The organism is Pseudoalteromonas luteoviolacea DSM 6061 (genome assembly GCF_001625655.1).
GTDB classification, from domain to species: Bacteria; Pseudomonadota; Gammaproteobacteria; order Enterobacterales; family Alteromonadaceae; genus Pseudoalteromonas; species Pseudoalteromonas luteoviolacea.
This window is the reverse complement of sequence record NZ_AUYB01000092.1, coordinates 59575-71498: the sequence shown is the minus strand read 5'-3', so window position 1 is coordinate 71498 and position 11924 is coordinate 59575. Positions and strand designations below refer to the sequence as shown.

Here is an 11924-nt window from a genome sequence, read left to right as displayed (position 1 = left end):
CGTTTTTCTATTGAGTATGGGAAAAGCCTGCCCCATACTCACCTTTTTGGTGCTTACAATGTGAACAGCCATTAACCTTAAAACCCTCATTATGTCTAATTTTCGAGCATTCAATTCGAATAAACATGCATAGCTAAGTGAATTTCTATATCATCCGCTCGATTAAAAAGACAACATAGGACAACAAGTATGAGTAACTCACAAGCGGGAGATGCCAGTAACATGGTGCCCGAAGGAAGCACTCGCTGGACTCAACATGACACTAACTGGGTTTTAAGCCTGTTTGGCACAGCCGTTGGTGCGGGCATATTATTTTTGCCAATAAACATCGGTATTGGTGGCTTCTGGCCTCTGATTATTATGGCTGTGCTTGCTTTTCCAATGACTTACCTAGCACACCGTGGCCTAGCAAGATTTGTGCTTTCTTCAAAAAAGAGTAACTCTGACTTTACCGACGTAGTTGAAGAGCATTTTGGAGCAACAAGTGGTCGGCTGATATCATTACTCTACTTCTTTTCTATTTTCCCAATCCTACTCATATACGGCGTAGGCTTAACAAATACTGTTGACAGCTTCATGGTCAATCAACTTGGCATGGAATCTTTACCTCGAGTGCTACTTTCTGGTGTATTAGTTGCTGGCATGATCGCCATTATGCTAGGTGGTGAAAAGCTATTGCTACGCGCTTTTGCCGTACTAGTATACCCGTTAGTTGGAGTGTTATTGTTTTTGTCACTCTACCTAATTCCCAACTGGCAAATTCCAGCGGTAACGACACCTGATTTTGCTTCACTGGGTGAAACACTGTGGCTCTCTGTACCAATCATTGTTTTTTCATTTAGTCATGCAGCTGCTATTTCTAGTTTTGCAAATACTCAACGTCGATATTATAAGTCAGAAGCAACACTCAAATCAGAGGCCATTCTACGCAATACTTCACTCATGCTGATTGCCTTTGTATTACTATTTGTTTTCTCGTGTATCTTCTCTTTGACACCAGATCAAATGGCACAAGCTAAACAGGCAAATGTATCTGTACTGTCTTACCTAGCAAACGTTTACAACAATCCATTTATTGAAACGCTAGGCCCACTTGTCGCCTTTATCGCTATCACCTCATCGTTTTTAGGACACTTCTTAGGAGCAAGAGAGAGCTTCAATGGCCTGTTAACAAAGCAAACGAACATCAGCTTGGCGGCCGCTGACAAGTTAGGTGTGGTACTTATGTTTATTTCTATTTGGGTGTGCGCGGTTATCAACCCAAGTATCTTAGACATGATGGGGGCAATTTCTGGTCCGATTATCGCCTTAATCTTGTTTGTAATGCCAACCATCGCAATTTATAAAGTGCCATCATTACAAAAATACAAAGGTAAATTGAGTACCTATTTTGTTTTGGCAGTCGGCCTGTTAGCAGTGTCTGCTTTACTGTTTAATATGTAAAACACATTGGAGGTGTGCGAATGCAATTCGCACACCTATTTAATCCAATATAACAGCTTGGCTACGGCCACTGTCTTTCGCTTGATAAAGGGCTTTATCAGCCATATTAATCAACGATTGAACGCTGTCATATTGACCATACTTGCCTATAGCAACACCCGCACTAACGGTAACAACATCAAATCGTGATTTACAATGGGGGAGCTCCAAGCCTTTCACCGCATCCACAATTGCATTGGCAATTTTCTGGGCGCCGTCTTTATCCGTATTTGGTAACAGCACTGCAAATTCCTCACCGCCGTATCTGAACACGCTATCCAGAGGCCGATTTACCATTTTCACCGCAACCTTTGCAACCGCCTTGAGTGCATCATCACCTTGTAAATGGCCATAATGATCGTTGTAAAACTTAAAATAGTCGATATCAAGCATTACAACGGCCAGATTTTGTTGCTGGCGCAAGTTCTGCTTGAATAGCCGCTGGCTTTCCATATCAAAATAGCGACGGTTAAAGACTTCTGTTAATCCATCAAAGAAAGAGTACTGTTTTAGAATATCAGTTTGTCTTTTGTATTTAAGGTGAGTTCGCACCCTGTTTACCAGCGTTCTTGCGACAATAGGCTTTCCTAAAAAGTCTACTGCACCTGCATCCCAGCACAGCTCTTGCTGGTTTTCATTGGTATTTGAAGTAACAAAAATAACGGGGATATCATTTAGCTCATCCATTGCCTGAATCTTTTTACACGCTTCTAACCCGGTCATTCCTTCCAAAATCCAATCCATGAGAATCAGGTCTGGTGGATTGTCTAAGCAATGCTGAATCGCATCTTCTGCTGAGAAAACGCAATCGACTTTACACAGGCCATCTAAGCAAGCGCTCAACACTTTTTGAGTCAGTGAAGAGTCTTCTACAATTAAAACTGAACTATCGCTGAGGTCATCAATATCCTTAAACATACGGCCCCCAAAAAATAATTGAATATATTTACCATGTTTATAACGAATAGTTGTGCAGCTAACAAGCTAAAAAAACTCATTAAGTGCACAAGTACAAAGTTATTAGCGCTTTATATATCTAGTATATTCTTTACACTGAATTTAGCGATTAATTTAGTTTACTATCTGGCCAAAATTTCGTGCCTTTTACGGTTGCTTGTAAAGCTAAGCCACTATTGGTCATGGTATATACAGACATATCGCCGTAGTACAACTCTCCTTGCATTGATGCGCCCTTTTCAGATGCTTTTGCAGCTGCATCAGCATTTCCGCCAAAGGTCCATCCGTTTTCAACAAAGGTATTCAGCGCTTTTTGAGTGTGGAAAACTAATACAAGTCGATAATCTTTCACACCCAAGCCAAGGCCCACACCGCCCTCAGCCATATTCATGTATGTAAATTGGCCAGATTGGTTATTGTGGACCACGCCGTAACCAGTCCCTGCTGACACCAATAACAAATTAACATTAGCATTGGAGAAAACGGCATACCCAACCGCTGATTTTATCTGTGCTCGTGTGTCTGGCTTTTCTGAGTACAACTGAGCCAACGTAGCATTTTTCATTTTTATAATATCAGCACGCTTTTGAGCTATATCCCCAGCGCCCATGGATGCGCAACCTGCCAGCAACGCCACAAACCAAAATACAGATACTTTAACCACATTGTTCATCGTTTTTCTCCCCTACAAATACTGTGAAATTAAATTGTGCTTGTTAGATCAATAATTACGGGAACTATGCATGTGCCAAGTTTAGCGCAAGATGAACGAATCCTTATTAAGCATATTTAAATATCCTTTGGCAGCCATGGATATTCGCCTAAGCATTGGGGGACGATAGCTTCAAGTCAAGGTAACAAATACGACGAGTTTACTGCGATGTTTAGAAAAATTTTTGAAAATAAAAAGGCCACCTGGGAATGGTGGCCTTCAACACATCATGGGTAATCATGAAAGGGATAAATGTGAAAACAACTTCATTGTAACCACTCAGTAGTAAATTAAAATCATATTATAACGGTCATTTACTTCGTTATTTTCGAATAATTGCATTATTTGTTTGCAGCTTTATAGAAAATGAACAAATACTCTATTGATTCCTGTCGATTTAATTTATAGGTAGGCATAAAATGGCACAAAAACTCAGTGACCCTCTATGCTACATTTATCGTTTGTTACCGCTCTTTGGGCTTTTTCTTTCAGTCTGATTGGTGTGTATTTGGCTGGCCAAGTAGATTCTTGGTTTTCGGCAGTTAGTCGAGTGTTTATTGCTACGCTTATTTTTTTGCCTTTTATTAAATTTAGGCAAATTTCACTACAAAATGCCACAAAGTTAATGGCTATTGGCGCCATTCAAATTGGTGCAATGTATGGCTTCTATTACCATTCGTTCTTGTATCTCAGTGTACCTGAAGTACTGTTATTCACAGTAATGACTCCTGTGTATATTGCTTTGATCAATGATTTGTTTGAAAAGCGCTTTCAACCTCATCATTTACTGGTCGCACTAGTTGCGACAATAGGTGCTATTACTATTCGGTATGAACACATCAATGAGCAGTTTTGGATCGGGTTATGCCTAGTCCAAGGTGCTAACTTGTGTTTTGCCTTGGGCCAAGTTTGTTATAAACGCTTACTACACCACACTCCCTTACCACAGCTTAGCTGTTTTGGATTTTTCTTTATTGGCGCACTGGTAGTATCAGGAGCTGGGTTTGTGATATTTGGAGATAGTAATAAGCTACCAACTACGCAGTTGCAATGGGGGGTTTTGTTATACCTTGGGTTAATTGCGTCTGGACTTGGCTACTTCCTTTGGAATAAAGGAGCGACACTAGTATCAGTTGGTACACTCGCGGCTATGAATAACGTACTGGTTCCAGCTGGGATTTTAGTTAACTTAGTGATTTGGAACAGAGATGAAAGCCTCACTAAATTGGCGATTGGCAGTGCAATTATTTTATTGGCACTGTACTTAGACCGAGTTTTTGAAGCTAAAAAATCACAATAATTTGTAAAGCCCTTTATTACACAAGGGCTTACTATCAATTTAGTCGTTTTAAAAATCTTATTTTACTATCAGAGCCATCACTCAACGGACGACACTCGACAATTTGGTAGTTGTTTTTTATAAGCATCATCAGCATGGACTTAAATTTGTTCATTGATTTAACCGAAATGCAGCTATAACCTCGAGATGCGCACCACTGTTCTTGCGCATCTAATAGCGACTGTGCAATACCACTACCACGATAGGCTGGAACAACTGCACCTAACCAACTATAAAATTGCTCATTGCTCAGCTCATAACCCAATTTGTACGCAATAGGTTTGCCATCGAGCTTTGCTACTAACAATAAGAAAGTAGCTCCTTGTATTCGACTTAACACTGTTTCTTTTGATTTCGAAGCTGTGAACTCCGGAATTTGCTCTTCAATGGAGATTAGCTCTTCTAAAGTGCCTTTTTCTATCTGCCAATTCATCTTTCTCATACTCTTTCAAACACATTTAGCAATCATTGCTGAGATTTATTTTTCAACTATTTGTTCCTGAAATAGTTTATTACCATTCAAGCAAGTTCAATAATTAAACAAAAAATATAGCGATACTATTCAATTATTTATGTAATAGGATACAAGAATAGCGAGAAAATGAGTAATGTAAAAAAATCTACAAAACCCCAACAATCAGCTCATTTCTCACACAAAAAACCATCAACCCAGTTAATTTGATGTAAAAAACCTTTGACAAAGTACAAATTACAACCAATTATTAAAACGTTCCAACTAATACAACAGTAACAACAACACCTGATTTATTGTGCTCACAAATATAATAATGATTGGAACAGCAAATTAAACGTCAATAAATTTGGAACGATACAAGGTTGCATAAAGATGAATCAAAGAAATAAAAAATGGGCTTTTGAACTTAAAAGTATTGCGTGCATAATGGCCTCAACATTGTCTATGTCTGCATATGCGGACACAGATCTAACCTCTGCTAATCCAAGTGCCATAACTGCATCTGGAGAAAATGGGACATTCGAAGGCCGAACTAAAGCTTTTGATAACGACAAGTACAGAAAATGGTTGACCTTTTCAGCTTCTGGCTGGATCAGCTACCAGTTTAATCAATCTGAACGAATCACCAGTTACACCATAACCTCTGCCAATGATGCACCGAGTAGAGATCCGCAAGACTGGCAGTTGCAAGGCTCTTCCGATGGTATAAATTGGCAAACATTAGATGTGCGTAACAATCAATCATTCAGTGCTCGCCACCAGACTAAACAATTTACAGTCGCCAATCCAAGTGCATTTAAATTTGTGCGCCTAAATGTTTCCGCCAATCATGGCGCAAGTATTTTACAAGTTGCTGAAATTGAAATGTTTGGATCTAGTATTGTCACGCCGCCAAATGAGTTACCAATTTCACAAAATAACTCATTAAACGCCCGTCAGTGGCAACACTTCGGCCCGTTTAATGTGGCCAATAAAGTCATTGCAACCACGACAGGATCTGGAGATGCTGACTTATACATGCGGTTAGGCTCTCAACCAACGACGCAAACTTTCGATTGCAGCAGCACATCACCCACAGCCAACGAGTCATGTGATTTGCAAGGAAATAACCTTTATGTATCGGTGTATGCGTACAGTAATACCAGCTACACAATCAATATAAATGAGCAAATTACGACTCCCCCAAATGGTGAATGGAAAAAGCCACAAGTCGATTTTATTGATGTCGACCCTCAAACACAGGGCTCAATTTTATTTAAGCGTATTATTTCTGACCCAGCGGCACATATGGCTAATAAGTGTGTCGAAGTTGCGAAAATCCTTTACCGAGATCCTGTAGAATCCAATCGATTCAGAAACCTAAGGTTTGAACTCAGAGCAAAGGATCACTGGGGCAACGAATTTGTCGCCTACAAAATGGGCCAGGACGGTTCTGGTGAAATGACTATCGTAGTGAGTACAACTCATTTAGCGAACTTATATCGTGACAACGGTAATTCCGATGCAGCAATTAGAGATGAGATTGATGGCATTCTGGCGCACGAAGTGACTCATGGATACAATAATTCACCATTGACCCATGACAGCTACGGAGATGGTAAAGCATTTTGGGCATATACTGAGGGTCTAGCCGATGCAGTACGGATTGGCGAGGGCCTGCACAAAACTCGACAACCCAATGTCAATGATCCTAAAAAGTGGCTAGGCGGTTACACAACCACAGGATTTTTCCTGCACTATGTAAGAGTTACGCATGATCCCGACTTTTTGTTTAAATTTAACAAAGCGGCCAAGGACTTGGGAAATTACTCTTGGTCATTTGATGCCGCATTTAGAAGTATTTTAGGCCGCGGTGTAGATGATATGTGGCAGGAATACGCAAACTTCATTAATAATGGAGGGCAGCTCCAGTATTAATGCTCTGAAGGCAACACTTCTTGCCTTTTATAACAGGCTGCGAGCCACTTTTTATTCCTCGTGTGGCTCGCTTTCTCTAAAAAACATGTCAAATAACTATTGAATCTAAATAAATAACCCTGCATGAATTCATATTTTTTTAGCGCATATAATCGTTCTACACTATGCTGTTGAGAGTGGTACATTTTACCTAGTTTTACCAGCTCACTGCAGGAGTATAAAAATCATGTCAGGCAACGCCAAGGTGCTCATAGTTGATGATGAAAAACCAGTGAGAGATATGATCTCTACCGCGCTAAAACCTTTTTTTTCTTGTGAACAAGCCGCTTCTGCGCAAGAAGCTTATGACATTCTTGAGCACTATACACCTCAAGTCATTTTAATGGATATCAGTATGCCAGGTATTGACGGACTGGTAGCATGCGAAAAAATAAAAAAAGAGATTTTAACAACTAACTGCGCCTTATTTTTGGTGTCCGGATATAACAATCTAGACATGCGGCTACGCGCTTTTGATGTAGGCGCCGATGACTTTATTGCCAAGCCTTTTCAGATGAAGGAATTGATTACTAAAGTACAAAAAGTCGCTGAGTTTATACAGTCTCAGGTTGAGCTAAAAGCCAGTGAGCAGGAATCTATAACCTTAGCGCTTTCTTCTATGCAGCAAGCTTCTCACTACAGCTTAGTTATGCAGTTTTTTAAATCTCTGAATCAGTGCAAAAATGAGCATCAAGTCATTAACCAATTCTTCGCCACTGTGAAACAATTGGGGTTGCTTACCAGTGTCATGATCAAAAAGGACGAAATCAGCTTTTACGGTCCAAGCGGTTGTGGAATTAGCCCAATAGAGCAAAACATATTTGAGCTACTGTGTACAAAAGGCCGTTTACATAGTTTTGGCAGGCGACTCATTGTAAATGAAAAACATGTGTCTTTTCTTATCAAGAACATGCCTGAACCCCCTGAGGAAAGCGGCGCAATTAATGATATTTCCGTCGCAATTATCGAAGGTTTAGAAGCCAAGCTACTTGATCTATTTCGTCAACAAGCCATGGAACAAATTGTAGTAGATATCACCTCAGGTATAGGAGAATTACATACCCTGTCAGAAGAGTATAAATGTTTGATTCAAGACGTTATGAACGATCTAAATCAGCAAATCACGTCTAGTTTTCACATTCTAGACTTAACCGAAGAGCAAGAGCTGTTTATCGCCAACCTCATCGCCAAAGAGGCTAAAAATCTCAGTTCGATCGAGCCTAAAATTAATTTACTCAAATCAAATCTAACCAACATAATCCAAAAAACTGATAAATATTTCGAAATGGAGCAGAAGGTTGCCCCAGAGTTAGAAACCCAATTGGATTTGAGCAACACAAAGCCGGAGCTATTCTGAGCATAATGTCGCTACCCGATTGAGTAACTCTTGCGGCCGAAACGGTTTGCGAATTATGTTGGTGTAAAGTGCGCTGTCAAAGTCGCTTACTTTCTCAATATCGACATAGCCACTTATCATCTGCACTTTTATGTGTGGATGAAGACTTTGGGCTTTTTTAACTAAGCTAAATCCATTCACATCAGGCATCAATACATCTGAAATCACAAGATCATACTTTTTGTCTTTAAGTGCCGCCAATGCATCAATACCGCAAGTTTTGATATCGACAGTATGACCAGCTTGGCGAAGCAATTTTGCAATAACATCGGCAAGTGAAGCTTCATCATCAACCACTAGGATTCGGCTGGGTGTCTGGTGCACATGCTCGTACTGAGGCAGTGCTTGGTCACTCAACTTAGCCTTAGACTTAACCGCTGGAAAATATATCTCAAAGGTGGTGCCATCTGGATTACTTTTTACATCTACACAGCCAAGACTACGTTGAATAAAAGCATATACTTGACTCAACCCCAAACCAGTCCCCTTATCTCCTTTAGTAGAAAAAAACGGGTCAAATATACTATCTAAATGCTGGTCAGAAATCCCCTCACCTGTATCAATAACCTCACATTTAACATGTAAACTAGATGACTGATCTATTCTATTATTTTGATACCAATCTAAACTTGTCCGAATAGTCACGCTTCCTGCCTCTTTGATAGCATGCACGCTGTTAATAACAAGGTTTAAAATCATGTCATCAAAATCATGTTTATCTAACTGTACGTCAGGTAAATCCGGAGACAAGTCGAAAAGCAATTTTACGTCGGCTTTCAGTGATTTCTCTAATAATTGGCGGCTATCTAGCAACGCATCGTTGAGTGAGAACACTTCGTTCAACGCACTTTCTTTTTTAGAAAAATTCAGAAGTTTTTGCGTTAAGTTGGTTGCCCGCTCCCCAGCTTTGATAATTTCCTGTACGTGGCTTTTTATTTCAGTATCTAAAGTAGGCTGCATAGTTATAATGTCGCTGTAGCCCAACATTATACCTATCAGATTATTGAAATCATGCGCGATACCGCCAGTGAGCTTACCTAACGCATCCATTTTCATCGAGCGCCTTAACTGCTCTTCTTTTTCTTTTATATTGGTAAGATCAACACAATTACCGATAAATCGCCTCACCCCATTGGGCATGATAGGAAGCTCACTGATAGATAAGTGCATTGGAAATACTTCGCCATTAGCGCGTTTGCCAATAACTTGTCGCCCAATACCAATCACTTGCTTGTGCCCAGTGGTAATGTAATTGAGTAAAAAAGAGTCATGATGCTTAGCAAACTCATCAGGCATCAACATTTTGACATTTTCCCCTATAACTCGATCTGCGTCATATTGAAATGCAACTTCAGCTGCTTTATTAAAAGTTAGAATATGCCCTTTATCATTAATGGTGATAACTGGGTCCACCATTGATTGCAGTACCTCGTCTTTTTCAGCCTCTTTAAGTTCAAGTGATTCGATCACTTCATGGAGCATTGTTATATCTGAAATTAGCGATGCATACCTTGCGTGTTCATTCCCTTCATCTGACAAAATAAAACTGTGCCACTCTGTAACTCGCTGTGTGCCTTGCTTGTCGGCGATTGCAATAAGCTGCTTTGCATTGTGCTCATTTGAAATAGTTTGCAATAAATAACGCTCTAGATCAGAGTAAAAATCGGCTGCTACCAATTCAGATAAGTTACTCCCAATTAAAGAGCTTTGGCTACTGCCAAATAGCGTAGACGCTGCTTGATTGCAAAATGCAATATTCAGAGATTGGTCCCATTCGATAATTGCCATAGGTGCATGACGCACTAACTCAGCCAGCCGTCGTTGAATTCGCTGAAGCTCATAATCGGTTTTCTTTTGTACTGTGATGTCTGATATGAAACCTGCCATCGCAAAACTACTTTTGTTTTGCTTGATAATAGGAAACAAAGTAATGGCGCAATAGTAGGTTTCACCACGAAATTTGTAATGTACTTCCTCCCTGATATAGCTGTCGCCAGACATAACAGATTGCATACGCTGCTCCAAAAACGTGGCAATGTTTTTCGGGCATGCCTTTAATAGCTGCTCTGCGTTACTGACTTTAGTGTCTAAAGTCAAAAAACGTTTCAACTGGCCATTGAGATAGGCAACTTCACCAGTTTCTTGAAGTAAGAATACACTTTCTGGCAAGTTTTCAATGATGGAAAACAGTTTCCGTTCGCTAAGTTGTAATTGCAGGGTTAGCTCAAATTCTTTCTGTTGATCCACAAAAGCAATCAAGTAGCAAGAAAGCCCCTGCTTTGCCATTGTGAGTTTAGTAATAGATAAATTGATCGCATGCCACTTTTCATTATTGAGCCAAAAACTTCTGACGCTTTTCCCCCTGTGGCTGTCAGCCTCTTTTGATAAAGAAACCAACTGTTTTAGGTCACAGTCATGAGATAGTTTAAACTGTTCACTAAATTGTTTTGACTTCGTCAAATCTTGCGATACACATTCTTTAGCGGTGTGATTTAAGTCTAAAATTTCACCCTGCTCATCGACAATCACGACCGCATCGGTGATCCCTTCAAAGAGTGCTTTGAAGTAATCTTTTTGTTGGCTTACAACAACATGGCTTTTTGCTAGATCGAGAAACAACATATTGCTTCTTCTGGCCAATTCACTGAGTTCATCCTTACCGCCAATATCAATAAACGTAATTCCTTTATCAGCATCAAAATTATCGAAGTGAGTAAAGATTTTTTGGAGTCGTTTTTGAATTGATACGTGAAAAATAAATGCCACAAGTAAGGCTGTCACTAGCATTATTACAAACAACGGAGTAAACGCATGCATTGTTGAGTTTTTAATGTATTTTTCAGCCGAAGAATAATTAGCCAAAATCAAAAGATGCGTCATGTGAAAGTCACTCGCCGTAGCAATCTCCCCCACAGGGCCTGATATGACATACAGCTTAGACTGATTATCAAATATATCTGTGGTTTTCGTGGTAGCTAAAATACTGGGAAAGCTTGCACTAGCACCTTCGTCTAGTTCCATGCCTTCGAGGACCATTTTTACATCTTTACCAGCATATTCAGGTAATGTTGAAACCAACACTTGGCCTTGCTTGTCATACATTACTGCCACTTCAACATCTGAGTGAGACTTCATTAAGTTGAGGTACTTTTGAATCTGATCAACACGGTTCTCTGATGCCATAAATTCAACTGCTGTTTGTGCTTGTACGAACAAACTCATGACTTCATCTATTCGAGTATCGAGGTGACTATCTACCGTTTGTTTGAGTGTAAAAACCTGTAAAGTAGCGACTTGCGCCAATAAACCAAAAACAACTACAACAAAAATTTTAAGGGCGATGGGCAATCTAACAAAGCTCTTCATCGGGTACATAACAGCCCCCATAAAAAGTGACAACAGCTTTTATACAAAGAGTTAATAGAGTTGTGGCAGCCTACCTTTTCAATTGCACAACTTATATGGGGGTTCAAGGAAAGAATAGAATAGGATGAAAGGTACACTTTGCCCCCTGAAGCATAAAGTCAATGCTCTGAGCATAGTACAAAGAAAAGAAATCACCCTATTTATCAATTCGTAGGCTTATTTTTTCCTTCTATTTTGGTGC

Annotated in this window: 8 protein-coding genes; 4 read left to right on the top strand and 4 right to left on the bottom strand. The window is 39.9% G+C overall.

Annotated elements, in window-relative coordinates; translation table 11 throughout:
* Positions 1 to 189: 189 nt before the first annotated feature.
* The gene (locus N475_RS06295; RefSeq protein ID WP_063364882.1) at positions 190 to 1443 is read left to right on the top strand and encodes an aromatic amino acid transport family protein; all 1254 of its coding nucleotides are present in this window, start codon (positions 190 to 192) and stop codon (positions 1441 to 1443) included.
* Positions 1444 to 1482: 39 nt separating this feature from the next.
* On the opposite strand, the gene N475_RS06290 is transcribed toward N475_RS06295, so the two are convergent.
* Together N475_RS06290 and N475_RS06285 are read right to left on the bottom strand one after the other, a co-directional pair.
* Positions 1483 to 2400 carry a diguanylate cyclase gene (locus tag N475_RS06290; RefSeq protein ID WP_063356539.1) on the bottom strand — a complete coding sequence of 306 codons (918 nt, stop codon included), beginning with the start codon at positions 2398 to 2400 and terminating at the stop codon, positions 1483 to 1485.
* A 148-nt stretch (positions 2401 to 2548) separates the two neighbouring features.
* Entirely contained in the window at positions 2549 to 3112 is a 564-nt protein-coding gene (locus N475_RS06285; RefSeq protein ID WP_063356540.1) for a lipid-binding SYLF domain-containing protein, read from the bottom strand.
* Positions 3113 to 3596: 484 nt separating this feature from the next.
* On the opposite strand from N475_RS06285, the gene N475_RS06280 reads away from it, so the two are divergent.
* Positions 3597 to 4451, top strand: a complete 855-nt coding sequence (locus N475_RS06280) for a carboxylate/amino acid/amine transporter (protein WP_063364881.1) — start codon at positions 3597 to 3599, stop codon at positions 4449 to 4451.
* A 34-nt stretch (positions 4452 to 4485) separates the two neighbouring features.
* Here the strand turns inward: N475_RS06280 and N475_RS06275 are convergent, their stop codons facing one another.
* The gene (locus N475_RS06275; RefSeq protein WP_227008418.1) at positions 4486 to 4932 is read right to left on the bottom strand and encodes a GNAT family N-acetyltransferase; all 447 of its coding nucleotides are present in this window, start codon (positions 4930 to 4932) and stop codon (positions 4486 to 4488) included.
* Positions 4933 to 5337: 405 nt separating this feature from the next.
* On the opposite strand from N475_RS06275, the gene N475_RS06270 reads away from it, so the two are divergent.
* Together N475_RS06270 and N475_RS06260 are read left to right on the top strand one after the other, a co-directional pair.
* A complete protein-coding gene (locus N475_RS06270) occupies positions 5338 to 6882 on the top strand; it encodes a basic secretory protein-like protein (RefSeq protein WP_063364879.1) in 1545 nt (514 codons plus the stop codon).
* A gap of 226 nt (positions 6883 to 7108) precedes the next feature.
* Positions 7109 to 8278: a response regulator gene (locus N475_RS06260; RefSeq protein ID WP_063364877.1), complete on the top strand. Its 1170-nt coding sequence runs from the start codon at positions 7109 to 7111 to the stop codon at positions 8276 to 8278.
* On the opposite strand, the gene N475_RS06255 is transcribed toward N475_RS06260, so the two are convergent.
* Positions 8270 to 11692, bottom strand: coding sequence for a PAS domain S-box protein (locus tag N475_RS06255; protein WP_063364876.1), 3423 nt, complete (start codon positions 11690 to 11692; stop codon positions 8270 to 8272). The two genes, N475_RS06260 and N475_RS06255, sit on opposite strands and share 9 nt — an antisense overlap.
* Positions 11693 to 11924 lie beyond the last annotated feature (232 nt).

Coding starts and splice junctions, on each gene's coding strand:
- N475_RS06295 (WP_063364882.1), top strand. CDS start 190: ATGAGTAACTCACAAGCGGGAGATGCCAGTAACATGGTGCCCGAAGGA.
- N475_RS06290 (WP_063356539.1), bottom strand. CDS start 2,400: ATGTTTAAGGATATTGATGACCTCAGCGATAGTTCAGTTTTAATTGTA.
- N475_RS06285 (WP_063356540.1), bottom strand. CDS start 3,112: ATGAACAATGTGGTTAAAGTATCTGTATTTTGGTTTGTGGCGTTGCTG.
- N475_RS06280 (WP_063364881.1), top strand. CDS start 3,597: ATGCTACATTTATCGTTTGTTACCGCTCTTTGGGCTTTTTCTTTCAGT.
- N475_RS06275 (WP_227008418.1), bottom strand. CDS start 4,932: ATGAGAAAGATGAATTGGCAGATAGAAAAAGGCACTTTAGAAGAGCTA.
- N475_RS06270 (WP_063364879.1), top strand. CDS start 5,338: ATGAATCAAAGAAATAAAAAATGGGCTTTTGAACTTAAAAGTATTGCG.
- N475_RS06260 (WP_063364877.1), top strand. CDS start 7,109: ATGTCAGGCAACGCCAAGGTGCTCATAGTTGATGATGAAAAACCAGTG.
- N475_RS06255 (WP_063364876.1), bottom strand. CDS start 11,692: ATGTACCCGATGAAGAGCTTTGTTAGATTGCCCATCGCCCTTAAAATT.